The following is a 24,933-nucleotide window of genomic DNA, read 5'->3' on the forward strand; positions in this document are numbered from 1 at the left end:
CTCCTCAACTAGTTTATCAACCTGAGTGCCTTTACAGCACTATTTAAAATTTGTTTTCTGCGAAATAGGATCTGACGGCGTTGGCCGCCCATTTGACGCCACATTACCGCAGCTCTTACTCCTGCGAGTAGTAGTGCTCTCACCCGTTGCTGGTTTGCAGGCTGACTGAGATAGTCAGGGTTTCCAGCGACTTGAATTCGGGGGGCAAGGGGACTCACGATATCACTGTAGATACTGGCTAACGCACCAACAATCTGAGTATTATTAAAATCAACGTGAGCTAACTGACGTTGTACGTGAGATATGCGGTCTGCCAACTCATTAAGCGCATCAGGCTTGCGAGAAAGTTTGCGCTCTAAGCCAAGAATGCTCGCAATGTAGCGCGTTATTTCTGTATCTTTATTGCCTTGCTTGTCAGACAGCTGTGATAACAGGGTTTTATAGCCCACCTTAACGTTTGCCAACTGTCCAAACACGTGCTGGGGTGACTCGGGATCAGTCACCAGTATACTCGACAGGCTGGCTTCAAAAGCGTCTTGTTCAACATTTCCGCGACGTGCAATTTGTTGCACCAATGCTGCTGACTGACAAACGCCTGCTAAGGCCAAATAGTCTTCAATCTGCTTGTCTAACATTAGCGAATATATCTCTCAATAATACCACCACCCAGGCACACTTCTTCACTGTAAAACACAGCAGATTGCCCTGGTGTTACTGCTTTTTGCGGCTCATCAAACATAACTTCGATAGTGTCATTATCAATGGGCTTTATCGTGCAAGGAATGTCAGTTTGACGATAGCGTGTTTTTACTACTGCACATAGTTCTTCAGTTATTGATGTTCTATCAACCCAATGAAGCTGATTTGCTATCAGTCCTTTAGAGTAGAGGCGAGGGTGATCAGCACCTTGCCCAACAATGAGTACGTTTCGTTGAACGTCTTTATCAACCACGTACCAAGGCTGATCACCTTTGTCCTTTTGGCCGCCGATAAGTAAGCCTTTACGCTGGCCCAATGTGTGATACATCAACCCTTCGTGCTTACCAATATCTTCGCCTTCAGCGGTTTGAATAATACCGGGCTGTGCAGGTAAATAGCGAGCAAGAAAGTCTTTAAACTTACGCTCACCAATAAAGCAAATGCCCGTAGAATCTTTTTTGTCGTGGGTAATGAGATCTTGTTCTTCAGCGATACGGCGTACTTCTGGTTTTTCGATGTCACCTACTGGGAAGAGTGTTTTCGCAACGTGCTCTTCACCAAGGGTATAAAGAAAATAACTTTGGTCTTTATTGTTATCTAACCCGCGCAGCATTTGCCAGTGTCCGTCTTTTTCTCGACGACGCACATAATGGCCTGTGGCGATGTAGTCTGCGCCTAAGTCTTCAGCGGCAAATTCAAGAAACGCTTTAAACTTGATTTCTTTGTTGCACATAATGTCTGGATTAGGCGTACGTCCGGCTTTGTACTCAGCGAGAAAGTACTCGAAAACGTTATCCCAGTATTCGGCAGCGAAGTTAATGGTATGAAGTTCTATGCCCAGCTTATCAGCGACAGCTTGTGCGTCTTTTAAGTCCTCTGCGGCTGCGCAATACTCGTCATTGTCGTCTTCTTCCCAGTTTTTCATGAACAAGCCTTCTACCTGATATCCTTGTTGTTGCAACAAATAGGCAGACACAGAAGAATCAACACCGCCAGACATTCCGACGATGACGTTTTTTACTAGCGTTGGCAGCGATATCACTCACAGATGCAGTTCACTCTCTTGGGTTGAATTCAGGGTCGCGAATTTTACCAGAATTCATTGGGTAAATCACATCAAAAATGTGTATTAAAACGACGATTCGATTTGAGTATAACTACCGTTTTCAATGCCATCTATGGTCCAATTTCCGACGCGATAGCGAATCAATCGCAACGTGGGGTAGCCCACGTGGGCTGTCATGCGTCGAACCTGACGGTTTCGCCCTTCTGAAATGGTAATTGATAGCCACGACGTTGGAATAGACTGGCGAAATCTTACCGGCGGATTTCTGTCCCAAACGTTGGGTGGTTCTATGGCCTTAACCTTTGCAGGGCGTGTCATCCCGTCTTTTAGCTCAACACCGCTACACAGCGCTTGAATTGCTTTTTCATCGGGGATCCCTTCCACTTGAACCCAATAGGTTTTGCTTGTTTTTGCTTTGGGATGCGCAAGTTTGTGCTGTAATTTGCCGTTGTTGGTAAGTACGAGGAGCCCCTCTGAATCCCTATCTAAGCGCCCCGCAGCATACACGTCTGGTACTGAAATGAAGTCCTTCAAGGTTTGTCTTCCATCAGCATCGGTGAACTGTGACAGTACTTGAAATGGCTTGTTGAACAGAATGATTTTAGACTTTTTTGTCATAAGTTAAGCGGGGTCTAAGTGAGTTATTACGGCTTGCTCAGTTTACCACACAATGCTGCTTTATGCGGATTAGGACATAAAAGTGCATTAAACTGATAAAACATGACCAGATAAGCCGATGGTATGACTTGTAACTCTTGCGTTCGTCCCTATACTATTGTTCGCGGTCGAAAAGTAGAAAAAATCCGCACACCCGTTCAGGCCCTACAGGTTTGCTTACGGTGTTACAACAAGTGATATTCGGTAATCTCCCGTTTCCGGATAGCAAACATCAATCCCGTTTTGCATTTTCTCGGCTGTGTCTCTGGGCAGTGGAGGTGCAATGCAACCAAATGGACTAAAAGTTCGGTAGCCTTCTACCGACAACATTGAGGTATATAATGAGTAAAGCCAACTCAAAGATTATCTATACCAAGACTGATGAAGCACCAGCCTTGGCAACATATTCCTTGCTACCCATCATAAAGAAATTTGCTGGCGCAGCCGACATCGACGTTGAGCTAAGTGACATTTCACTTGCTGCACGTATTTTAGCGAACTTTCCTGAGTATTTGACCGACGAGCAAAAAACCTCAGATGCGTTGGCTGAGCTAGGTGCAATGACGCAAGATGCGCATGCAAACATTATCAAGCTGCCAAACATTAGTGCTTCTATCCCTCAATTGCGTGCGGCAATAAAAGAGCTGAACGACAATGGCTTCAAAGTACCTGAGTTCCCAGAAGACGCTGCAACAGACGAAGAAAAAGAAATTCGCGACCGCTACAGTAAAGTACTTGGAAGTGCCGTAAACCCAGTATTACGTGAAGGTAACTCTGACCGTCGTGCACCAAACGCTGTTAAAAACTATGCTCGCAAGCACCCTCATTCAATGGGAGCGTGGAGCCAGGCTTCTCAGACCCATGTTGCGCATATGCGTGGCGGCGACTTCTACTCAGGTGAGAAGTCATTGACCGTAGAAAAAGCCGGTCACGTGAGCATCGAGTTCACAGGTAAAGACGGTAGTAAGAAAACCCTGAAGCCTCGTGTTGACCTATTAGCAGGAGAAGTTATTGACGGAATGTTCATGAGCAAAAAAGCCCTATGTGCATTCTTTGAAGAGCAAATTGAAGACGCTAAGAAAACCGGCATCTTGTTCTCGCTACACGTTAAAGCGACCATGATGAAGGTGTCTCACCCGATTGTTTTTGGTCACTGTGTTAAAGTTTTCTACAAAGATTTGTTTGAAAAATACGGCGAGCTTTTTGACGAGTTGGGCGTAAATCCAAACAACGGACTTGGTAGTGTTTACGACAAAATTGCGTCGCTTCCTGAGTCACAACGTTCTGAAATTGAACGTGATATCAATGCTTGTTACGAAGATCGTCCATTGTTAGCTATGGTTAACTCTGACAAGGGTATCTCAAACCTACATGTACCAAGTGACGTTATTGTTGATGCGTCTATGCCTGCAATGATCCGTAACTCAGGTCAAATGTGGGGGCCAGATGGTCGCCCAGCGGATACCAAAGCGGTAATTCCAGAAAGCACGTACGCAACTATCTATCAAGAAGCAATCAACTTCTGTAAGACTCACGGTGCGTTCGACCCAACTACTATGGGTACAGTACCAAACGTTGGTTTGATGGCGCAAAAAGCAGAAGAATACGGTTCACACGACAAAACGTTTGAGCTGCACGCTGATGGTACGGTTCAAGTTGTTGACCAAGACGGCAACGTTCTTATCGAACACGATGTAGAAGAAGGCGATATCTGGCGTATGTGTCAGGCGAAAGACGCGCCTATCCAAGATTGGGTTAAGCTAGCGGTTACTCGTTCACGTCAATCAGGTATGCCTGCGGTATTCTGGCTAGACGACGAGCGTGCTCACGATGCACAGCTTATCAAGAAAGTGAATACCTATCTTGCGGACCATGATACTGATGGCCTAGATATTCAAATCATGTCACCAGTTCGCGCGATTCGTTACTCAATGGAGCGAGCGATTCGTGGTCTAGATACTATCTCGGTAACAGGTAACGTACTTCGTGATTACCTGACAGACTTGTTCCCAATTCTAGAGCTTGGTACCAGTGCTAAAATGCTTTCTATCGTGCCACTAATGGCCGGCGGTGGCTTATTTGAGACGGGTGCTGGTGGTAGTGCACCTAAGCACGTTCAACAATTTGTTGAAGAAGGTCACTTGCGTTGGGATTCACTGGGTGAATTCTTAGCCTTGGCAGTATCTTTAGAAGATTTTGCGAACAAGCAAGGTAACACTAAAGCACAAATACTCGCTTCTGCGCTAGATAAGGCGACTGAGACGCTGCTTAACGAAGGTAAATCTCCGTTGAGAAAAGCGGGTCAATTAGACAACCGCGGCAGCCACGCTTATCTTGCGCTGTTCTGGGCGAAAGAAGTTGCTGCGCAAACCGACGACGCTGAATTGGCGGCGGAATTTGCTGGCGTTGCTAGTGAGCTTGAAGCCAACATCGACACTATCGTAAGCGAGATCGGTGCAACTGAAGGCTCAGCTAAAGATATCGGTGGATATTACTTCCCTGATTTCGACAAAGCATCTGCTGCAATGCGTCCAAGTGCCACATTGAACAAGATTATTGGTTAATCTATAAAGCCATAATGACAAAAAGCCCGATGTTGCAAAACATCGGGCTTTTTCTTTTTCTGACGTTATAAAGTGCAAAGTTGCTAAAATAATATGACCGAATGGTCTGATACGCATGCACAAAAAAATCGAGACTTAGCTCGTAACTCGTTTAAAGTGCGGTCAGTGAACTATCCACTGACCGCCAATAAAATCTTTGCTTTTATTAACGCTCAGGTTCTTCTTTGAAGCCGATATTTTCTGCATGAAGCCCTTTAGGGCCCTGCTGTACATCGAAGGTCACTTCCTGACCTGCTTTTAATGAGCGATATCCTTCCATTTGAATCGTTGAGTAATGAGCGAATATGTCTTCCCCGCCGTCCTCTGGAACAATAAACCCAAACCCTTTCGCGTTGTTAAACCATTTAACTTTGCCAATCGCCATACTTCGACTTCCTCTTAATCCTTGAACTAACACGGTAATGCCCCCATTATAGAAATAAGCGCATTCAAGGCCCGAATAATTACGGAACCTTAATCAAAATGTAGATTTTTTAACCACATTATGTCAAGACAAAACGCGAATTAATTTTATACAATTTTAGTACGCGTTATGCCTACAAAGCACTATCATTAAATTATGAGTAAAGACAACGCCATTAGTATCGACAAGGACAAGCTAAAAGACGAGCAGCGCAAGAAGGCGCAGCCACCCCCGATGTACAAAGTGTTGTTGAATAATGACGACTACACCCCCCATGGATTTTGTAATAGAAGTATTGATGCAGTTTTTCAATATGGATGCAGAGAAAGCAAACCAGTTAATGCTTACGGTTCATTATCAAGGGAAAGCCGTGTGTGGGATATTTACTGCTGAGATAGCAGAAACCAAAGTCATGTTGGTCAACCAGCATGCGCGAAAACATCAGCATCCACTGATGTGTACGATGGAACCGGCGTAAGTAAAATTGTAGAGGGCGAGTATTATGTTGAATAAAGAACTTGAACAAACGTTGAATCAAGCCTTTGTGTTTGCCAGAGAGCAACGTCACGAATTTATGACTGTTGAGCACCTTTTGCTTGCACTACTAGACAATTCCGCCGCGCGTGAAGCGCTGTTAGCGTGTGGCGCTGATATCGAAGTTATCAAGGCGGAATTGCTCTCATTCGTAAAAGATACCACTCCTCTTATTTTAGATGACCAATTAAATGAGAGAGAGACTCAACCAACACTAGGATTTCAGCGGGTACTTCAGCGGGCAGTGTTCCATGTGCAATCGTCCGGAAAAGACGAGGTAACTGGCGCTAATGTATTGGTCGCTATTTTTAGCGAACAAGAGTCGCAAGCCGTATATATTCTTAAAAAGTCAGATGTCACGCGTCTAGACGTCGTCAACTTCATTAGTCATGGCGTAAGTAAAGCTGATGAGGAAAGTCCGGTGAATCCTGAATCAAGTGAAGAAGGAGAGGCCTCGGAAGATGGTTCAGCATTGGCTAAATATGCTACGGACCTAAATCAGCATGCTAAAGATGGCAAGATTGACCCGTTAATCGGTCGAGACCAAGAATTAGAGCGCACTATCCAGATTCTGTGTCGTCGACGCAAAAATAATCCGCTTCTTGTCGGTGAAGCAGGAGTTGGTAAAACGGCTATTGCTGAGGGATTAGCGTATCGGATTGTCACTGAAGATGTGCCCGAGGTTATCAGCAAAAGTACCGTGTACTCTCTAGACCTGGGTGGTTTACTGGCGGGTACTAAGTATCGCGGTGATTTTGAAAAGCGCCTAAAGTCTATTCTTAAAGAATTAGGTAAAGATCCTGACGCTATACTCTTTATTGATGAGATTCACACCATTATTGGTGCTGGCGCAGCGTCTGGTGGTGTGATGGATGCATCTAATCTATTGAAGCCGAAACTGTCGAGTGGCGAGCTGCGTTGTATCGGGTCAACCACTTATCAGGAGTATCAAGGCATTTTCGAGAAAGACCGTGCATTAGCACGTCGTTTCCAAAAAGTTGATGTTACTGAGCCAAGTGTAAGTGATACCACTAAAATACTTCTTGGCCTAAAAAGCCGCTACGAAGAACACCACAGTGTGCGCTTTACACAAAAAGCGCTTCAGGCAGCAGCCGAGCTCAGTGCCAAGTACATCAACGAGCGTCACCTACCAGATAAAGCCATTGATGTAATGGACGAGGCGGGCGCAAGTCAGCGTTTGCTGCCTCAATCCAAGCGTAAGAAGACAATCGGCGTGGGTGACATTGAGCAAATTATTGCGAAGATGGCGCGTATTCCAGAGAAGTCAGTATCAGCCTCTGATAAAGAAGTACTCAAAAATCTTGGGCGTAACCTCAAGATGGTTGTGTTTGGGCAGGACAAGGCCATTGAGACACTGAACGATGCGATTTTACTCTCTCGCTCTGGGTTAGGCGCAGAAGAAAAGCCCATTGGTAGTTTCTTGTTTGCAGGCCCAACGGGGGTAGGTAAGACAGAAGTTACTCAGCAGCTCGCTAAAATTATGGGTGTTGAGCTTGTGCGCTTCGATATGTCTGAATACATGGAGCGTCACGCTGTGAGTCGTCTTATTGGTGCGCCTCCAGGTTATGTTGGTTTTGACCAAGGTGGTTTACTCACCGATGCCGTGATTAAAAATCCGTACTCAGTAGTTCTGTTGGATGAGATAGAAAAAGCCCATAGCGATATTTACAACATCCTTTTGCAAGTGATGGACCACGGCACATTAACGGACAATAACGGTCGTAAAGTAGATTTTAGAAACGTTGTATTGGTAATGACCACGAATGCTGGTGTTCAAGAGACTGTGCGTAAGTCTATTGGATTCAAGCAGCAAGATCATAGCCACGATGCAATGAGTGAAATCAACAAGGTATTTACGCCTGAATTCAGAAACCGTCTAGATGGTATTATCTGGTTTAATCATCTTGACGCTGAAATTATTCTACAGGTGGTCGATAAGTTCATTATTGAACTTCAGGCTCAGCTAGATGTGAAAGGCGTATCACTGGAGGTGTCTTCATCTGCACGAGCATACCTGGCTGAGAAAGGGTATGACAAAGCTATGGGCGCTCGTCCCATGGCACGGCTTATCAAAGAAGAGCTTAAGAAAGAGCTTGCGAATGAATTATTGTTCGGCAGTTTGGTGAAAGGCGGCAGTGTTAAGGTTGACCTTGACGACAACGATGCTCTTGTTTTTGAATATACAGGTGTTGATGAAGTTAGCGAAGAAGCGGAGTCGAACTGATCGACTTCGCCATTGCGTAAAACTAACAAAAAAGCCCGAGAGTTCACACTGTCGGGCTTTTTTATTGCGTTAACCGCTTAATGGCACATTATCTGGCGCGATAAACAATACGACCTTTAGTTAAGTCGTAAGGTGTCATTTCCACCGTTACCTTGTCGCCAGTAAGAATTCGAATATAGTTTTTACGCATTTTTCCAGAAATGTGCGCTGTAACAACGTGACCATTTTCTAGTTCAACACGAAACATAGTGTTAGGTAGGGTATCGAGTACCGTACCTTCCATTTCAATACAATCTTCTTTTGCCATGTAAAGCAGTTACCTCAGTGATTCAATAATTTTGCCGCGCAGACCTTAACCAATCTTGACCCGACTGTAAAGCTAATACGCGGGATTTTTATCAATTCTGAGCCAATTGTTGTGGCTGAATTGCTCAAAAGGGTGAAATTTGTGTTTATAAGACATTTTTTTACAGCCCTCTACGTAGTAACCCAGATAAACAAACGGCCTACGGTGGGCTTTAGCAAGCACAATTTGTTGTAGGATCATCCAAGTTCCTAGGGACTGATTTTCATAATTTGGGTCGAAAAACGTGTACAGTGCGGATAGACCGTGAGGAATATTTTCGTGATCAACTACGTCAGTCACAGCTACCGCAATCAGATGCTCCCCGTCGTAGGCCTCAATATACATGGGTGACTTCCAGTCACAGGCAACAAAGTTAGTAAATTGTTCCTCAGACGGTGGATACATAGTGCCGTCGGCATGTCGTTCATTAATGTATCGTTCGTACAACGGATAGTAGTCGGGCGACATGGTGTTTGACGTTCGAATAGTAAGATTTTTGTTCTTATTGAGAAGACGCTTTTGGCTTTTTGAGGGAATAAAATCTTCGACTGGCACGCGCACGGATTCGCAAGCACTGCATTCTGCACAATGGGGGCGATAAATCTGCTCGCCACTGCGACGAAACCCTAATTGAATCAGCTGCCCGTACCTTTCCGCTTGCAACAAGGGGTTGTCGGCATAAACAAGCAATCGCTCTTGTTCGTCCGGTAAGTAACTACAATCAAATGTTTGTGTTATGCCGAACCTCAAGGCGTAATATCCTTTGCTTGCCAGTAGGACTGGTATTCTTTTGATAAGCGGCCGTTTTCGTCAAGAGTATGATTGTTGTCATAGAGTTTTTGAACAAAGCTATTTCTCCCCACTGATTTAGCGCCAAGGGATGAGAGGTGTTCAGTGGGTAATTGGCAGTCAATGAATGATAAACCTTGCTGTTTCATGTGTTGCACTAAGGAGAGCATGGCAAGCTTTGATGTATTACTCTTTTTGTGAAACATGGACTCGCCACAGAAAACTTTTCCAATGCCAACACCGTAGAGACCACCCACGAGCGCTTCAGCATCCCACACCTCAACTGAGTGCGCGAGACCTAACTGATGAAGTTGAATGTAAGCCAACTGCATGTCTTGTGTGATCCAGGTTTCAGCTGAAACATCACTATTGGTTAAACTTTGTCTTGGGATAGTGGCGCAAGCGCTTATCACGTCCTCAAAACTATGGTTAAGTGTGACACGGAACTTCTTCTGCTTAGCAAGCTTTTTAAGGCTTTTACTACAGATAAACTCGTCAAGTTCGATAATTGCTCTTGGCGTGGGAGACCACCATAAAAGAGGTTCACCCTCACTAAACCAAGGGAAAATCCCATTAGAGTAGGCGGTAAATAAACGTTGAGGGCTGAGGTCTGCACCGTAGGCGAGTAAACCATTCGGTTCGTCTAGTGCTTCCGACACTGGTGGGAATGGTGAATCTACATCCAGATGGTGAAGTTGAATCATAATCGCTCGATGGGCAGGAAATAAGGTTAGTGAGAATTGAGCTCACTAACCTCACCGGTTTATGCGTTTTCGTCTGACGCCAAGCCGTCAAGATACTTCTCAGCATCTAGAGCAGCCATACATCCTGTCCCTGCAGATGTGATAGCTTGTCGATAGATATGGTCGCTAACGTCACCGGCTGCGAATATACCCTCTACGCTGGTTTGTGTCGCGTTTCCATGAAGGCCACTATTAACCACAATGTAACCGTCTTTCATTTCTAACTGGCCGTCGAAAATCTGTGTGTTGGGCTGGTGACCAATTGCAATGAAAAGACCCATCACATCTAGCTCTTCAGTAGATGCATCTTGTGTATCCTTGACGCGGATTTTTGTTACGCCCATTTCATCACCCAACACTTCATCAAGCGTTTTGTTGAGGTGAAGCACAACATTGCCGTTTTCGGCTTTGTCTCGAAGACGTTTTTCTAAAATCTTCTCACTGCGAAAGGTGTCACGACGGTGAACTACATGCACCTCTGAAGCAATGTTAGATAGATAAAGCGCTTCTTCTACAGCGGTATTACCACCACCCACAACGGCGACTTTTTGGTTGCGATAAAAGAAACCATCACAAGTAGCACAAGCAGATACACCTTTACCCATAAAGGCTTGCTCTGATGGCAGACCAAGATACTTTGCTGAAGCGCCCGTCGCTATAATTAACGCATCACAGGTGTAAGTGCCGTTGTCACCATAAAGCGTGAAGGGGCGTTTTGTTAAGTCTGTTTTATTGATGTGATCGAAAATAATTTCCGTATCGAATTTTTCTGCATGCTTCTGCATACGAACCATCAAATCAGGACCTGTTAAACCTTCTGGATCACCCGGCCAGTTTTCAACTTCTGTGGTCGTTGTTAGCTGTCCACCTTGTTGAATACCTGTAAGTAATACGGGTTCTAAGTTCGCTCGTGCAGCATAGACTGCGGCAGAGTAACCTGCTGGGCCTGAACCCAGAATAAGTAGACGAACATGTCTGCTCTCTGACATTTGAATCTCCAATTCTCGTAACCCCACAATGGGCTAAAAAGCGTAATGAATGCTAGGTGAGGGCAACGGTGTCACTTTTCAACAGTAGGATTTGATTTGTAATATGCGATAATAATATATGGCGATCATTGTGCCTTTTATTTCGGAAATTGTCACATGCAGAGTGTAGTGCGCTATACTTAAGCCATGGTATGGCACGGTAAAGTTCAGTATTAATTATTCGTAATTTTGCTCAACGAAGCTTGTTGTAGAAAGTGTCAGTCATTAACTAATATGCAAAACCATAGTGTGGAGTCAGGGGTAAATGTCACAGTCAGTCTTTAGCATGTTGAAAGATGGGCAAGGCTACATGAATGAGTGGCCTATGAAGAAAGAGCTATATAGCTACTTTCCTGAATGCCGTGTTGTGGCTGCAACTCGATTCAGTATCAAGGTAATGCCGCCCGCTGCGGTGGTTACCTGTGCATTTATGCTACACACCATGGGCGTGTCTCATTTACCACAAATCATTACTATAGGTGCTTTCTTTCTGAGTTTACCTTTGCAAGGTCTGTTGTGGCTCGGTCATCGTTCCAATCAGCAATTACCACCTGCGCTTCAGCATTGGTATATGGAAATACACGAAAAAATGCGTTCGCACGGTGTGGCGGTTTCATCTGCAGAATCTAAACCTAAGTACCGCGCGCTGGCAAAATTACTCAAGTCTGCGTTCGATAACCTAGATGCTGCATTTACGCAGCGTTGGTTTCACTAACCTTAACCTGTTGAAGTGTGTTACCGCATCGCTTACAGCGATACTGGGCACCCTTTAACACCTTGTTGTGTCTCCGTACTCCCAACTCCACAACGCCGCAGGCACATTGGTAATCAAAGGTATTTCTTTTGAGTTCAGCGGTGTCAAATTTGTGTGTTACCTCAGGGGCACATGCAAATACTTGTGACATCATGGATTGCCATTCTCTGCCATGAGGTTTTACTTTGCCGAAACACTGCCAAACCAATAAGTGACTGACTTCATGAGGAACGACATCGTTAATGAAGCTGTCCTGGTTTGATTTGTAAATAAGCGGGTGGAAGTTGATACGGTTCACATTCAAAAATGCGGTTCCCGCTGTTTTTCCTGATTTTCTGAAGGTAATTTGAGGGCGAGGGAACTGACGGCCTAGGTATTGTTCCGCCAGTTCGTAGCACGCATTAACTTTGTCGTAAATGCGTGCACGCTCATGTTCAGTGAGATCTTTATCTGCGATGCTATTCCACCTTGCACTGCATACAAAGTACGTAAACACCCATAGGGTCATTAAGTTTACGAACATTATCAAGTTCACTGACAACACTTTTCACCATATCTACAAGAGCTGAATCTGTTTCAGCAAATTGCCATTTACCGACAACGCCGAAAGCTTGTCCGAAGAATTCCTTCCAGAATAACTCCTGTGGCGATAAGCTACGTTGTACGTAAAAAGTGTCGTATTGCTCGAGCTCTGCGAATTCTGCAGCCGAGTTGATTGCGTCACTTAACGTGCCGAGTTCGTCGACCAAACCAAGCTCTAGCGCATCTTCACCAATCCAAACACGGCCCTGAGCAATACCGTCTACTTGTGTCAGCTCCATTTCTCGAGCATTTGCCACGAGTGAAATGAAGTCGTGGTAGCTGCTCTCTACACTGCGTTGCAACAATTGACCGAACTCTGGCGCAAGTGGACGAAGAGGAGACAAACCTGCCATTTCTGTTGAACCTACACCGTCATTATGAATACCAAGATAATCGAGTGTGTTCTCATACGTCATGAACATACCAAACACACCGATAGAGCCAGTGATCGTACTCGGGCTGGCAAAAATTTTGTCGGCGTTGGCCGCTATCCAGTACCCGCCAGACGCAGCATAAGTACTCATAGAGACTACCACAGGCTTCCCTGCATTTTTCAGCTCTAGTACTTCTTGGCGAATTATCTCAGAGGCAAATGAGCTACCACCGGGAGAGTCAATTTGAAGAACTACTGCTTTTACGTTGTCGTCGAGGCGGGCTTTGCGAAGCAGTTGTGCAGTACTGTCACCACCAATTGTGCCCGCTTTTTGAGTGCCATTGAGTATAGTGCCTTTAGCAACGACTACAGCGACTTTAGATAAGTTTGACTCTGGAACAGGTAGTGGTGCATTCACAACATTCGAGTACGTTCTATAAGCTGTGATGTTTATACCGAGTGGGTTGTCACCAGTACCTACAACCTCTGATAGCTCAAGGCGAACTTCTTCGCGAGTTTTCAGCGCATCTACCCACTGGTGGTCCACGGCGTACTGTGCAAAGTTACCACCTGCGTTGTTGAACTTCTCAACTAGTTCACCTAGCGTTTCGTCGAAGTTGTTAACATCAAACCCACGAGCCGCTGCAATATCTTGTTTGTATTGCTCCCAGTACGTATCTAACCACAACTGATTGGCTTGCTTTGCCGCTTCTGACATATCATTGCGCATGAAAGGTTCTACAGCAGACTTGTAAGTACCTACACGGAAAATGTGTGTGGTAATTTTAAGCTTTTCAAGCATGTCCTTGTAGTACATGCCGTAGCGGCCAAAACCTTCGATAAGTAATGCACCCATAGGGTTCATATAAACATGGTCGGCATGCGCTGCGAGATAGTACTGACTTTGGGTAAAGTAATCGCCAATAGCATAAACAGGCTTACCGGAAGTTTTAAAATCCTCGATAGCCATCGCGACGGTACGGAGCTTATCTAGACCGCCACCGGCAAGCCCGTTCAAATCCAGAATCATCGCGGTAATTCTGCGGTCTTGTTTGGCGTTTTCGATGACCTTTACAACTTCTCGAACCAGCATTTCAGGATTATCAGATTCTTGCCCAAATGCGTCTTGAAGGAACTGCTCGAATGGGTCAACGCCTTCCTTCTCGATAACGAGAGTTCCCGTTAGGCTCAACATCAGTGCACTGTTGTTATTGACCTTCATTGGATCATTGTCTTGGCTTAATGCCACGATTAGCCCGACGAACAACACTAAAAAAATGATGTTAAAAAACAACTTTCTTGAAAAGTTGAGTACCGCCCACAACCCTAAAAATAAGGACTTTGTCCAGTTTCCTTTGGAAGCCATAAAATCTGATACCTAGTTTTGTTTTATTCTATTATGCGACCTATTCTAATCAAAATCGCCTGATTAATTGTAATTAATTGTTAGAACTGTACTTCAGAAGGAGAGTAAAACCGCAGATTTCGCGCTAATCACTTTCCTTTAACCACTTACGTATCAGTACTGCAATTCGTTCATGATCTTCACTACTCAAACTCATTATTAACTTACCTACTTTCGGTTTGTAGTGAACTTTTTCTTGTCCTCGGGCCACGATTCGCTTGAAAGGCGACGGTTTTGCACGATTCTTTAGAGATGAAGAAAGTTTTTTCATTCGAGTTCGTTCTTATTTACAAATAAGCCCACTTAGGACCAAACAATGATAACTCAAATATATAACACCGTAGTTGATAAGATGAAATATGGTGACGGCATACCGTTGCTACTACTGAGACTTTTTCTCGCCCCAGTGATGATTCAAGCGGGTTGGACTAAAGTGCAAAGCTTCGACAATATTGTCAATTGGTTTGGAAATGAAGATTACGGTTTGGGGTTACCCTTTCCCTTGGTAATGGCATTCCTGGCTACCGCCGCGGAGTTGGTAGGGGGCTTTCTCATCCTAATTGGTGCGTTGACTCGCCTGGTAAGTATTCCGTTGTTAGTCACTATGGTTGTTGCCATGGTGACGGTTCATGCTAAAAATGGTTGGGCAGCAATTGCGGACGCATCCTCATGGCTGTCAGACGGGACTATTTTTCTTAATGAGACCGTAATGGAAGCGCCTGAGCGTCTTGCTGCGGCTAAGTCATTGCTTCAGGCACATGGACATTACGATTGGCTCACCGGTAGTGGTAGTTTTGTCATTTTAAACAATGGTATAGAGTTTGGCGCTACTTACTTTGTGATGTTAGCGGTACTATTGTTCTACGGTGGTGGACGTTACGTGAGTGTTGATTATTTTGTGTCGAAAGCCCGTTCGAAGAAAGCGGTAGACTAGCTAAACTACTTTTTATTGCACTTTATTTCACGATAAGTAGTATCCACTTTCATTAACGCAGTACGACTATATCGTGAGGAGCGCCCATTGGACGCATTAGAACTACTTTTGACTCGCCGCTCGCAACCAAAATTGGTTGCGCCTGCTCCATCGGGGAAAGCGCTAGAGAATATTTTGAAGGCTGGAACACAAGTTCCTGATCATGCGGGTTTGTGTCCTTGGCGTTTTATTGTTTGCACTGGTGATGGGCTGAATCGCTTGGGTGAGATTTATAGTGATTCTGCCCGTTCAAATGATAAGCCAGATTCTGATATAAACCGAGCAAAACAGCTACCGCTGAGAGCTCCCATGGTTGTGGTTGCTATTGCTCGCTATGTTGAACATGAGAAAGTACCAAGAGTAGAGCAAATTGGCTCTGCTGCCTGCAGTGTAATGGCAATGCAAATGGCGGCCCTAGCACAAGGTTTTAACGGAATGTGGAGAACAGGAAGTTACGCTCATTGTGAACACGTGAAAACTGCTTTTGAATTAGAAAAAGAAGACGAAATTGTTGGTTACTTGTATTTAGGTACGCCCCAGTTCGCCGCGCCTACTAAGCCTGAGAAAAACCTCTCAGACTTTGTTACTTATTGGAACTAGCGCTTTACCACGGTCATCCTCTGGCTGAAAGCCCTCACAGCGTTACGCATCGGGGGCTTTCAACGTAACAGTATACCCAGAGTACTTTCTTATATTAATAACTCTGTTATCGTCTAGTAGCCAATATTGCCCTTTAATTCCGTTTAACACGCCTGAAAACTCTGGCGTTTTCTCCGCGTTTATCGACGTGATTTTACTTGGATATACGGAGACAGGGTAATTAATAGCATGCATTGGGCTGTCCACTTCCGACACAGCTTGGAGGCCAAATTCTTGTTTGATGGCTTCGAGACCTGGCGCTATTTTTTCCATCAGTGTTTGCTTTAGCGCTAGCAAGTCTTGCGAGTCCGGCTGGCCCTTGAGCATTGTACGCCAGTTCGTTTTGTCTCCAATGTGCTCTTTACACAACATCTCAACCTTACCACTGGTGAGCCTATCTTTAACCCTAAGCATAACTAAGGCTTGGCTTGCACCTTGATCCATCCATCTCGATGAGATGCTATTGGTTACGTGACGTGTGATACCAACTTTTAAATTGCCAGTATTGGCAAGGTAAACGAAATGGTCACTTAAACAATGCTCTTCACCCCATGAGGGTTCTCGACATGTCCCTTCATGGTAATGACATTTCTCAGGTTTGATAATACAGCTATCACACTGAGCCAGTGTGATTAGACAGCGATAACAGTAACCTTGATTAAAGCTCTTTTTAGTTTCTTTGCGCAATGGACACAATGGATATCACCATCGAATGACACCGAAATTTGTTGGCCGATGAGCGAAGACATATCAACCAACTGTTCGCCTATCGGAAGGGTATAGTTAACTAAACCATTCTCGTCAGCTTGCGTGTGCATTTTGCGTAAGGCACCTGAAATTTCCATTATAATTCTCGCTCTGAAAGTTCACCGCGCAAGCTCTTGGTGAGTTGTTCCGTCAGTGTTTTGTAGTCAATATCTTTACTTAATAGATAGTGTAGTTTAGCCAGCGTTGCCTCTGGTGTCATATCCCCGCCCGATAGTACCCCAGCTTCTTTGAGTGCATTACCTGTGGCATAGCCACGCATGTTTACGCTTCCTCTTAAACATTGAGTACAATTTACGATAGGTATTTGACGCTGCCGTGCATACTCGAGCTGTTCAATTAACTTTGCGTTTTGTGGCGCATTGCCCACGCCGTAACTCAACAGAATCAGAGCATTCACCGGTTGCATCAGTGTATTTTGAATGACCTGTGCGGCAATCCCAGGGTATAGGCTTACCATGCCAATGGGTTGTGCAGAGACTTTAGAGACCATTAAACTCTCCGAGGTGGGAGTGGCTAGCTTACCTGCGTTTAGACTTATATTTATCCCTGCCTCGAGTAAGGGCGGAAAGTTGGGAGAATCAAATGCATTGAATCCATCAGCATCAACTTTTCGGCTTCGATTGCCTCTCAGTAGACGATTGTTGAAGAATAAACTGACTTCGGCAATGGGGTAGTTCGCTGCCACATACAACGCATTCAACAGATTCACCTGTCCGTCAGAGCGCAGTTCTGCGAGCGGAATTTGCGAGCCAGTAACAATGACGGGTTTACTGAGGTTTTCAAGCATAAAACTCAGTGCAGAGGCAGTATAGGCCATTGTATCTGTGCCATGTAAAATGATAAATCCGTCGTAGTTGTCGTAGTTTGCAGCAATATCATTAGCTATGCGCTGCCAATCTGAAGGGTTCATATCAGACGAATCGATAAGATTATCGTATTCATGTAGGGTGAAATCGGGCATTTCCGGACGGTGAAATTCCGGCATATTTTTCAATGTATTCTGTAAGAAGCCTGCGGCGGGTACATAGCCTTGCTCAGATGGCTTCATACCAATGGTGCCACCTGTATAAGCAATATAGATGTGTTTACGCATATGTTTCTCTCGTTAGTGGCGCTTTAATGTTGCTGATATAGCAAGGTTATTGTTGTTTTTAACGCTGTAACTGTCATATTAGCGCGCATTCTAACAGTCTATCTTAATATGTCATTAGTCTAGAGGTATCCATATTGTCGAGGCCGACTCGTTTGCATTTCCCTTCTACAATCTCAGTCGTGACATATTTTCAAACAATTTACCTTGGCACTTCAGAAAAACTCTTTCGATAAATGCGCCATACTGCTTTAGAATCTCAGCGAACAACAATAAATAATTAGGAATACGACATGAAAAAACAACTCTTGTCTCTGGTCATTGCCGGTGCAATGTCGGTATCGACAGGTGTTTTGGCACACTCTCACTCAACCGATAACAACGGCAACGCGCACGGGGCTGAAGTGACTGAGCAGTCTGAGGCGCAAAAGCTTGCAGTGTTAACACAACAGTATTTCGATGAAAGTTTGTCTCGTAGTCCACTGATGGCAACCTTCTATGGTGTCAGTGAGTACAATGATCAGTTCAACGATCCTCTTAGCCCAGAGCTTCTAGCGGACGCACTTGCTTTTGAGAAACGTTATCTTGCCGAGCTGGAAAAAATTGATAGCACTCAGCTTTCTGGCCAAGATTGGATCAGCTACGAAATCTTTAAAAATGATCGCCAACACAGTATCGACGGTGTGAGATTTGGCACACAATACATGCCTATCTCCCAGATGGGTGGTGTACACACCTTCTTCCCAATGTTAGGTTCTGGTCAGTCAGCTCAGCCATTTAATAGTGTGGAAGACTACGATAACTTTGCTAAACGTACCCTAGGTTTCGCTACGTATATGGATAGCGTAGTGACGTATATGAAACTTGGGGTTAAGGAAGGGGTTGTACTTCCTACGCCAATCGCAGAAAAGCTCTTACCGCAACTTTCTGCACATGTCGTAGACGATGTAACGACGAGTGTGTTTTATGGGCCAGTCGCAGCGCTGTCAGAAAATGAGGGCATTTCTGAAGAAGATAAAGCGCGAATTACTGCTGATTACAAAGCGCTTATCCTAGAAGTCATCGCTCCGGCGTATCAACGGGTTCACGATTATGTGAAAAATGAGTACTTACCAGCAACTCGCGCTAGTGTAGGTTTGTCTGGGTTGCCTGATGGAAAAGCATGGTACGAGTATCAAATTAAGACACACACCACATTACCTTTGAGTGCAGATGCCATTCACGAATTTGGCTTGCAGGAAGTTAGCCGTATTCTTGATGAAATGAATAAAGTACGAGAAACCGTTGGTTTCGAGGGTGATTTGCCGGCATTTTTTGACCATCTACGTACAGACGACAAGTTTTACTTCACCACAGAAGAGGACTTGATAGCTGCGTATACCAATGTTAAAGCAGACATAGATGCACGACTGCCTGCCTTATTTAACGTGTTTCCCAAGTCTGACTATGTTGTGAAAGCGGTTGAGCCTTATCGCGCTGCGTCTTCTGCAGCGGCCAGTTATATGCCGCCTGCACCAGATGGTAGCCGTCCAGGTATTTTCTACATTAATACGCGAGACTTAAAAGCTCAGCCTAAGTTCAGCTTGGAAACGCTCAGTGTGCACGAAGCCGCACCAGGACATCATTTCCAAATTGCTATTCAACAAGAAGTGGAAGGCTTGCCTTTATTCCGTAAATTTAACGGCTATACCGTGTTCAGTGAAGGGTGGGCACTTTATGCTGAAAGTTTAGGTAAAGAGCTCGGTTTATTCTCAGACCCCTACATGTGGTACGGTCGATTGAATGACGAGCAGCTTCGCGCAATGCGCTTGGTGGTGGATACAGGGCTTCACGCTAAGGGCTGGAGTCGTGAAAAGGCCATTCAGTATATGCTAGACAACTCGTCTATGGCTGAGTCTGATGCGGTTGCTGAAGTTGAGCGATATATTTCTATGCCTGGTCAAGCACTCGCATATAAAACAGGCGAACGCCATATTCGAGAACTTCGTGAATCAGCAAGTGAAACCTTGGGTGATAAGTTTGATATCCGTGATTTCCACACCCAAATATTAACTGACGGAGCAATGCCAATGCCGATTTTGAGTCAAAAAATCGAGCAGTGGATAGCAGCACAAAAGTAAATTAGTACAACTTAATTTTGTAACCAATGCAAACCGCAAGGACATTACTTGCGGTTTTTTTATGTCATGAAAAAGAGCGCCTAATATTAATACCTCAATGCTCTCCACTCCTCAATTTTCCTAGTGTTTAGACGCACTTTATTTGCGAACCGCTGATTTTATTCTAAGTTTTACAATGTGATGTAAATTTCACGTCGTCGCACAATTGTCATGGATTTGTTTTATTAACATCGAGCGTTTTTTGTATTTTTGGGTTTGTTACAAAATTACAACAGATTGCCTGTAAACGCCCTAAATACGGCGCTTTTTGGTGTTAAATTACATGCTTTCGTATATTGGTAATGTTAACAGTGTGTTGCGTTAATTTTATTGAATACGTATGCAGGCAATTGTGCAAAAGAAACGAGGTCTATAGCATTGTCGGCGACGAGATGTATTGTCACTGGATTGTCATAAAAACAAGAATAAGACAAAAACTATAACCGAATGGGACACCCGTTTTATGAAACAATTTAAACCAAATCTCATAAAAGCAGCGCTGATTACAAGTGGCGTTGCTTTTGGAAGTTCATCTGCTTTTGCTCAAGACGCTAACGCACAAGGTATCGACGAAGCCACTGTTGAAGTAATTCAAGTAAGTGGTATCCGCGGAAGCTTACAACGTGCACAAGCGATCAAGATGGATAGCACGTCTATCGTTGAAGCACTTTCTGCAGAAGACATTGGTAAGCTTCCTGACACAAGTATCGCAGAATCGATCGCACGTCTACCTGGTCTTGCAGGTGAACGTCGCAACGGTCGTACAAGTGGTATCTCAGTTCGTGGTTTCAACGAAAACTACGTAGGTACATCGCTTAATGGACGTGAGTTGCTAGGTATGGGTGATAACCGAGGCGTTGAATTCGACCTTTACCCAACTGAAATTATCTCAAATATTCTTGTTTATAAAACGGCTGAAGCCGGTATGACTACCCAGAACATTGGTGGCTCTATCGACCTTCAAACGGTTAGTCCTTTGTCTGCAAAGAGCACATTTACTTTCAATGGTAACATTGAGAAAAATGCTGAAGATTCTCCTAACCCAGATTATGACAACCAAGGCCATCGCTTATCGTTGAATTTCGTTGATCAATTCGCTGACGACACACTCGGTCTAGCATTAACTATTGCTAGCATGGAATCTCCTCGTCAAGAAGAGCACTTCCGTGGTTGGGGTTACGCAACAGCCAATGCTGCAAACGCGGCAGACGGCGTTGACGTACCAGACGGTACACTTATTCTTGGTGGTCACGATTCGTTCGCACGTTCAGCAATGCTAGAGCGTGACTCGGTTGCAGCTGTTGTTGAGTGGGCGCCGAATGACAAATTAAACATTCAAGTTGACGCGTTATACATTGATTTTGTTGAAAACGATGTCCGCCGTGGTCTTGAAGAAGGTGGTCCAGAGTGGGGTGGTGTTAACTACACTATCACGGGTGTTGAAAACGGCCTTGTGACTTCTGGTTATCACGATGGATTCCTGTCAGTAATCCGTAACGACGCGCGTAGCCAAGATGCAAAACTCACCACTATCGGTGTAAACGCTGAGTATCAACTTAATGATTCTTGGACGCTAGAAGTTGATTATTCTACGGGTAGTGTTGAAAAAGAAATTATTGACGTAGAGAGCTATTCAGGGGTTGGCCGTGCTGGCATTGATGGTCGTCCTCTAGCGCCGCGTAGCTGGGAAATGACTTCTACTGGTGTTATGTATTCAGACCACCCAACATTGGCACCGCTTGATCTCACTGATCAAAGCCTAATTCGCTTAGCGGGTCCGCAGGCATGGGGTGCACCTATCATCGGTTCTGACGCTCAGGATGGTTTTGTTAACCAACCTACCTTTGAAGAAGATCTTGATACTTTGCGCTTTGATGCAAAAGGTTTTGTTGAATGGGGTGTAGTAACTGGTATGTCTACTGGGGTTATCTACTCTGACCGCTCTAAAACTAAGCTTAACAATGGTGCGTATTTAACTGCTCCATCATACCCTGGTGATGAAGCACTACCTTCTGTTGTTGGTGTTGTTCCTCTAGATTTCATTGGTATCAACGGTATCTTAGGTTATGACTCACTAGGTCTATATAACAGTGGTTACTACACGGCAACTGATGCCAAGTTAGTTCAGAATGACCGTTTAGGTGATACCTATACTGTCGATGAAGAATTGCTTACGTTCTACACCAAGTTTGATCTTGAGTGGGAAGTCGGTGACATTTGGGTTCGCGGTAACGTGGGTGTTCAAGTGGTTAACGCAGACCAGCAGTCAACAGGCTTCTCAACGACCTCTGATGCAGACGGCAACACGGTAGCTACTGCGGTAAGTGGTGGTGCTGATTACACTGACGTATTACCAACCTTGAACTTGTCTGCGGAAGTTGCTGAAGGACAATTCGTTCGTTTCGCACTTGGTAAAGTAATTTCTCGCCCACGTATGGATGACATGCGTCCGAATACACAAGCGAGCTTCGCGTTTAACGACAACCAAATCACCAGCACAGATCCAGAAAACGGTCCGTGGGGTGGTAGTGCAGGTAACCCTGAACTTAAACCACTTGAAGCTAACCAGCTTGACCTTGCATACGAGTACTACTTTGCTGATGCGGGTTATGTTGCAGCGTCATTCTTCTACAAAGACATTAAGAACTGGCACCGTGATACCAGCGTAATCGTTGATTTCTCTGACGTGTACATTCCTGAACTGCACCAAGGATCACAGGGCCAAACTCCTGGTACATTCCTAGGTGGTGTTTCTGGTGTACTTGATGGGTTCGAAGGTTTTGTACGTGGTTACGAACTTCAGGGTCTATTAACGGGTGAAATGCTACACGACTCACTTGAAGGCTTCGGTCTATTTGCAAGTGCAACCTTTATGGACGGTGAAGTTGATGCAGCACCAGGCCAAACGGAAACACGTATTCCTGGTCTTTCAGAAGAGTCTTACAGCTTGACATTCTACTACGAGAGCAATGGTTTTGAGTTCCGTGTAGCAGGTACTAAGCGTGACTCTTACCTAACAGAAGAACGTGGTACAAGTTTGGCATTGGTTGATGCAACTAAACAGGGCGGAACGCTTGTTGATGCTCAGATTGGTTATGACTTCAGTGAATCTGGTATTGAGTACCTAGAAGGATTGCGTGTAACACTACAGGCACAAAACTTGACTGACCTAGAAGATATTCAAACGTCAGCATCAGATGCTCGTCAAGTGACGCAATTCCAGTCTTACGGTACTAACTACTTGTTGGGCTTCAACTACACATTCTAAGTGCGAGTTGTTACGGGGTAACGGCGTTCTAATGTTGCCCCAAACTGTATTTAAAGCCACACTGTTGTTTTGTTATCGATGTAGGGCGGTAGCAAATAGGCAGGTGGCTTTTCTTTTATGCAGTGCCCAATGACAAGTAATTAAAAATGTAGCGATTACTTGTCTTTGCGTATTGTGTGTAAATTCAATGTCGAGGACAAAGCAGGTATGCATGACCCGTCAAAAGCGCCAGTAAAGCGCGTTGTAGTTGCAGGTGGTGGTACCGCAGGTTGGTTATCTGCGGCGCTGTTGAAGAAAGTCATTGGTGACGCTATTCAAGTTACCCTTGTAGAGTCTGAGCAAATCGGTACCGTAGGGGTGGGTGAAGCCACGATCCCTCCTATTCGACTGGTAAATCAAGTACTCGGATTAGATGAAGCCGAATTTATTCGCGAAACAAAAGCAACTGTAAAACTTGCTATTCGGTTTGAAAACTGGAAAACCCAAGGCGAGCACTACTATCACACATTTGGTGCCCCAGGAAAGAGTTTGGCCTTTTGCCATTTTCACCACTTTTGGCTTAAAGCTCGACAGCAAGGTCACGAGCATGATCTTTGGGAATACGACCTCAATTATCTAGCTGCTGAAGCCGGTAAGTTTGCCCGTATCAACGCAAAAGACAGCGTATTGGATCTTCCTTTTGCATATCACTTTGATGCGTCCCTTTACGCAAGATTCTTGCGCAAGCGTTGTGAAATGATGGGTGTTACTCGGGTTGAAGGTAAAATTAATCACGTTGTACGACACGGTGAGTCCGGTTTTATTACAGGACTTTCATTAGATAACGGCAACACCATCGAAGGTGATTTGTTTATCGATTGTACTGGTTTTCAGGGATTACTCATCAATAAAACCCTTGGCGCGGGTTACGACGACTGGTCTCATTTATTACCTTGTGACTCTGCGCTAGCCGTACCTTCTGAACGACATGAAAAAACCGCACCATACACCCGTTCAATTGCCCATAGTGCGGGATGGCAGTGGCGGATCCCACTGCAACACAGAAACGGCAACGGCCATGTTTTTTGTTCTCGTTATATCAGTGAAGACGAAGCTCAGCATGTATTAATGTCGAACTTAGACACAAAACCATTGGGCGATCCCAAACTCATTCGTTTTACTACAGGCCGTCGACGAAAGCAGTGGCTTAAGAATGTTGTGGCAGTGGGTCTGTCTAGCGGATTCTTGGAACCGCTAGAGTCAACAAGTATTCATCTGATTCAATCGGCTATTGTCAGATTACTCAATTTGTTCCCACACAACGGCGTTTCAGACTCACTGATTGACGAGTACAACAAGCAATCAGAATTAGAGTACGAGCAAATCAGAGATTTCCTTGTGTTGCATTATATTCAGAATGAACGTTATGAAAGCCGGTTCTGGAACGACATACGGAATATTGATGTGCCTGATTCCCTCAAGCACAAAATGGAACTGTTTCGTCAAAACGGTACGTTAGTTCGCGAGCAAAATGATTTGTTCTCAGAAGGTTCATGGCTTCAGGTGATGTATGGGCAGGGGATAACGCCACAAGATTATCACGGTATAGTGAATAGCATGTCGGACGAAAAAATTCAGAGTATGTTGTCATCGATTTACGATATTAAACGTGAACCTCTCGCACAAATACCAGACCACGACACCTATATTGAGATGTTGTGTAAGTCAGCTCGCTAGAGTTGCGATTTAAACATTTTAATCACATATTATTATCATTGGTGGTAAGAGTTATCACCAATGCACCTCATG

At 44.7% G+C, this 24,933-nt stretch carries 19 protein-coding genes and 2 pseudogenes; 9 read left to right on the forward strand and 12 right to left on the reverse strand.

The window, feature by feature from the left end:
• Positions 1 to 8: 8 nt before the first annotated feature.
• From hflD to EYS00_RS17350, 3 genes are all read right to left on the reverse strand, one after another.
• Positions 9 to 635, reverse strand: a complete 627-nt coding sequence (hflD, locus tag EYS00_RS17340) for a high frequency lysogenization protein HflD (RefSeq protein WP_130638880.1) — start codon at positions 633 to 635, stop codon at positions 9 to 11.
• Positions 635 to 1,699, reverse strand: coding sequence for a tRNA 2-thiouridine(34) synthase MnmA (gene mnmA, locus EYS00_RS17345; protein ID WP_130638947.1), 1,065 nt, complete (start codon positions 1,697 to 1,699; stop codon positions 635 to 637). Before mnmA ends, hflD begins: the two co-directional genes overlap by 1 nt.
• 129 nt (positions 1,700 to 1,828) lie before the next feature.
• Positions 1,829 to 2,383, reverse strand: a complete 555-nt coding sequence (locus EYS00_RS17350; protein WP_130638882.1) for an rRNA large subunit pseudouridine synthase E — start codon at positions 2,381 to 2,383, stop codon at positions 1,829 to 1,831.
• A 380-nt stretch (positions 2,384 to 2,763) separates the two neighbouring features.
• Here EYS00_RS17350 and EYS00_RS17355 point away from each other — a divergent pair, with 380 nt between their 5' ends.
• Positions 2,764 to 4,986 carry an NADP-dependent isocitrate dehydrogenase gene (locus tag EYS00_RS17355; protein ID WP_130638884.1) on the forward strand — a complete coding sequence of 741 codons (2,223 nt, stop codon included), beginning with the start codon at positions 2,764 to 2,766 and terminating at the stop codon, positions 4,984 to 4,986.
• 205 nt (positions 4,987 to 5,191) lie between these two features.
• On the opposite strand, the gene cspD is transcribed toward EYS00_RS17355, so the two are convergent.
• The gene (gene cspD / locus EYS00_RS17360; protein WP_130638886.1) at positions 5,192 to 5,410 is read right to left on the reverse strand and encodes a cold shock domain-containing protein CspD; all 219 of its coding nucleotides are present in this window, start codon (positions 5,408 to 5,410) and stop codon (positions 5,192 to 5,194) included.
• Between the two features lie 195 nt (positions 5,411 to 5,605).
• On the opposite strand from cspD, the pseudogene clpS reads away from it, so the two are divergent.
• Both clpS and clpA read left to right on the forward strand, forming a co-directional pair.
• Positions 5,606 to 5,927: pseudogene (clpS, locus tag EYS00_RS17365) on the forward strand (ATP-dependent Clp protease adapter ClpS).
• Between the two features lie 24 nt (positions 5,928 to 5,951).
• Positions 5,952 to 8,228 (forward strand): ATP-dependent Clp protease ATP-binding subunit ClpA, encoded by a 2,277-nt coding sequence (gene clpA, locus EYS00_RS17370; RefSeq protein WP_130638888.1) that lies wholly within the window; start codon positions 5,952 to 5,954, stop codon positions 8,226 to 8,228.
• A gap of 88 nt (positions 8,229 to 8,316) precedes the next feature.
• Here clpA and infA read toward each other — a convergent pair whose 3' ends face one another.
• The 4 genes from infA to trxB all read right to left on the reverse strand — a co-directional run bounded on the left by infA (position 8,317) and on the right by trxB (position 11,095).
• Positions 8,317 to 8,535 carry a translation initiation factor IF-1 gene (gene infA, locus EYS00_RS17375; RefSeq protein ID WP_014949333.1) on the reverse strand — a complete coding sequence of 73 codons (219 nt, stop codon included), beginning with the start codon at positions 8,533 to 8,535 and terminating at the stop codon, positions 8,317 to 8,319.
• 72 nt (positions 8,536 to 8,607) lie between these two features.
• On the reverse strand, positions 8,608 to 9,324 hold the full coding sequence (locus EYS00_RS17380; RefSeq protein ID WP_130638890.1) for an arginyltransferase: 717 nt from the start codon (positions 9,322 to 9,324) through the stop codon (positions 8,608 to 8,610).
• Positions 9,321 to 10,067 (reverse strand): leucyl/phenylalanyl-tRNA--protein transferase, encoded by a 747-nt coding sequence (gene aat / locus EYS00_RS17385; RefSeq protein WP_130638892.1) that lies wholly within the window; start codon positions 10,065 to 10,067, stop codon positions 9,321 to 9,323. The genes EYS00_RS17380 and aat overlap by 4 nt, the downstream gene beginning before the upstream one ends.
• A 59-nt stretch (positions 10,068 to 10,126) precedes the next feature.
• On the reverse strand, positions 10,127 to 11,095 hold the full coding sequence (trxB, locus tag EYS00_RS17390; protein WP_130638894.1) for a thioredoxin-disulfide reductase: 969 nt from the start codon (positions 11,093 to 11,095) through the stop codon (positions 10,127 to 10,129).
• Between the two features lie 304 nt (positions 11,096 to 11,399).
• On the opposite strand from trxB, the gene yfbV reads away from it, so the two are divergent.
• Positions 11,400 to 11,849, forward strand: a complete 450-nt coding sequence (yfbV, locus tag EYS00_RS17395) for a terminus macrodomain insulation protein YfbV (RefSeq protein WP_130638896.1) — start codon at positions 11,400 to 11,402, stop codon at positions 11,847 to 11,849.
• On the opposite strand, the gene EYS00_RS17400 is transcribed toward yfbV, so the two are convergent.
• Positions 11,827 to 12,384, reverse strand: coding sequence for a SprT family zinc-dependent metalloprotease (locus EYS00_RS17400; RefSeq protein WP_242618813.1), 558 nt, complete (start codon positions 12,382 to 12,384; stop codon positions 11,827 to 11,829). The two genes, yfbV and EYS00_RS17400, sit on opposite strands and share 23 nt — an antisense overlap.
• On the reverse strand, positions 12,347 to 14,209 hold the full coding sequence (gene sppA / locus EYS00_RS17405; RefSeq protein WP_130638898.1) for a signal peptide peptidase SppA: 1,863 nt from the start codon (positions 14,207 to 14,209) through the stop codon (positions 12,347 to 12,349). The genes EYS00_RS17400 and sppA overlap by 38 nt, the downstream gene beginning before the upstream one ends.
• 355 nt (positions 14,210 to 14,564) lie before the next feature.
• Here sppA and EYS00_RS17415 point away from each other — a divergent pair, with 355 nt between their 5' ends.
• Together EYS00_RS17415 and EYS00_RS17420 are read left to right on the forward strand one after the other, a co-directional pair.
• The gene (locus tag EYS00_RS17415; protein ID WP_130638902.1) at positions 14,565 to 15,182 is read left to right on the forward strand and encodes a DoxX family protein; all 618 of its coding nucleotides are present in this window, start codon (positions 14,565 to 14,567) and stop codon (positions 15,180 to 15,182) included.
• An 87-nt stretch (positions 15,183 to 15,269) separates the two neighbouring features.
• Positions 15,270 to 15,821 (forward strand): NAD(P)H nitroreductase, encoded by a 552-nt coding sequence (locus EYS00_RS17420; RefSeq protein ID WP_130638904.1) that lies wholly within the window; start codon positions 15,270 to 15,272, stop codon positions 15,819 to 15,821.
• 42 nt (positions 15,822 to 15,863) lie between these two features.
• Here the strand turns inward: EYS00_RS17420 and EYS00_RS17425 are convergent.
• Positions 15,864 to 16,705: pseudogene (locus EYS00_RS17425) on the reverse strand (DUF2797 domain-containing protein).
• Positions 16,705 to 17,721 carry an asparaginase gene (ansA, locus tag EYS00_RS17430; protein ID WP_130638906.1) on the reverse strand — a complete coding sequence of 339 codons (1,017 nt, stop codon included), beginning with the start codon at positions 17,719 to 17,721 and terminating at the stop codon, positions 16,705 to 16,707. Before ansA ends, EYS00_RS17425 begins: the two are co-directional and overlap by 1 nt.
• Before the next feature lie 290 nt (positions 17,722 to 18,011).
• Here ansA and EYS00_RS17435 point away from each other — a divergent pair, with 290 nt between their 5' ends.
• The 3 genes from EYS00_RS17435 to EYS00_RS17445 all read left to right on the forward strand — a co-directional run bounded on the left by EYS00_RS17435 (position 18,012) and on the right by EYS00_RS17445 (position 24,861).
• Positions 18,012 to 19,838, forward strand: coding sequence for a DUF885 family protein (locus EYS00_RS17435; protein ID WP_130638908.1), 1,827 nt, complete (start codon positions 18,012 to 18,014; stop codon positions 19,836 to 19,838).
• A 502-nt stretch (positions 19,839 to 20,340) separates the two neighbouring features.
• A complete protein-coding gene (locus EYS00_RS17440) occupies positions 20,341 to 23,145 on the forward strand; it encodes a TonB-dependent receptor (RefSeq protein WP_130638910.1) in 2,805 nt (934 codons plus the stop codon).
• A 207-nt stretch (positions 23,146 to 23,352) separates the two neighbouring features.
• The gene (locus EYS00_RS17445; protein WP_130638912.1) at positions 23,353 to 24,861 is read left to right on the forward strand and encodes a tryptophan halogenase family protein; all 1,509 of its coding nucleotides are present in this window, start codon (positions 23,353 to 23,355) and stop codon (positions 24,859 to 24,861) included.
• Positions 24,862 to 24,933: the final 72 nt, after the last annotated feature.

It is taken from the genome of Alteromonas sp. KUL49 (assembly GCF_006538345.1).
GTDB lineage: Bacteria > Pseudomonadota > Gammaproteobacteria > Enterobacterales > Alteromonadaceae > Alteromonas.

Bases quoted from the DNA above. Each gene is read 5' to 3' on its own strand.
- hflD (WP_130638880.1), bottom strand. From the start codon at position 635: ATGTTAGACAAGCAGATTGAAGACTATTTGGCCTTAGCAGGCGTTTGT.
- mnmA (WP_130638947.1), bottom strand. From the start codon at position 1,699: ATGTCTGGCGGTGTTGATTCTTCTGTGTCTGCCTATTTGTTGCAACAA.
- EYS00_RS17350 (WP_130638882.1), bottom strand. From the start codon at position 2,383: ATGACAAAAAAGTCTAAAATCATTCTGTTCAACAAGCCATTTCAAGTA.
- EYS00_RS17355 (WP_130638884.1), top strand. From the start codon at position 2,764: ATGAGTAAAGCCAACTCAAAGATTATCTATACCAAGACTGATGAAGCA.
- cspD (WP_130638886.1), bottom strand. From the start codon at position 5,410: ATGGCGATTGGCAAAGTTAAATGGTTTAACAACGCGAAAGGGTTTGGG.
- clpA (WP_130638888.1), top strand. From the start codon at position 5,952: ATGTTGAATAAAGAACTTGAACAAACGTTGAATCAAGCCTTTGTGTTT.
- infA (WP_014949333.1), bottom strand. From the start codon at position 8,535: ATGGCAAAAGAAGATTGTATTGAAATGGAAGGTACGGTACTCGATACC.
- aat (WP_130638892.1), bottom strand. From the start codon at position 10,067: ATGATTCAACTTCACCATCTGGATGTAGATTCACCATTCCCACCAGTG.
- trxB (WP_130638894.1), bottom strand. From the start codon at position 11,095: ATGTCAGAGAGCAGACATGTTCGTCTACTTATTCTGGGTTCAGGCCCA.
- yfbV (WP_130638896.1), top strand. From the start codon at position 11,400: ATGTCACAGTCAGTCTTTAGCATGTTGAAAGATGGGCAAGGCTACATG.
- sppA (WP_130638898.1), bottom strand. From the start codon at position 14,209: ATGGCTTCCAAAGGAAACTGGACAAAGTCCTTATTTTTAGGGTTGTGG.
- EYS00_RS17415 (WP_130638902.1), top strand. From the start codon at position 14,565: ATGATAACTCAAATATATAACACCGTAGTTGATAAGATGAAATATGGT.
- ansA (WP_130638906.1), bottom strand. From the start codon at position 17,721: ATGCGTAAACACATCTATATTGCTTATACAGGTGGCACCATTGGTATG.
- EYS00_RS17435 (WP_130638908.1), top strand. From the start codon at position 18,012: ATGAAAAAACAACTCTTGTCTCTGGTCATTGCCGGTGCAATGTCGGTA.
- EYS00_RS17440 (WP_130638910.1), top strand. From the start codon at position 20,341: ATGAAACAATTTAAACCAAATCTCATAAAAGCAGCGCTGATTACAAGT.
- EYS00_RS17445 (WP_130638912.1), top strand. From the start codon at position 23,353: ATGCATGACCCGTCAAAAGCGCCAGTAAAGCGCGTTGTAGTTGCAGGT.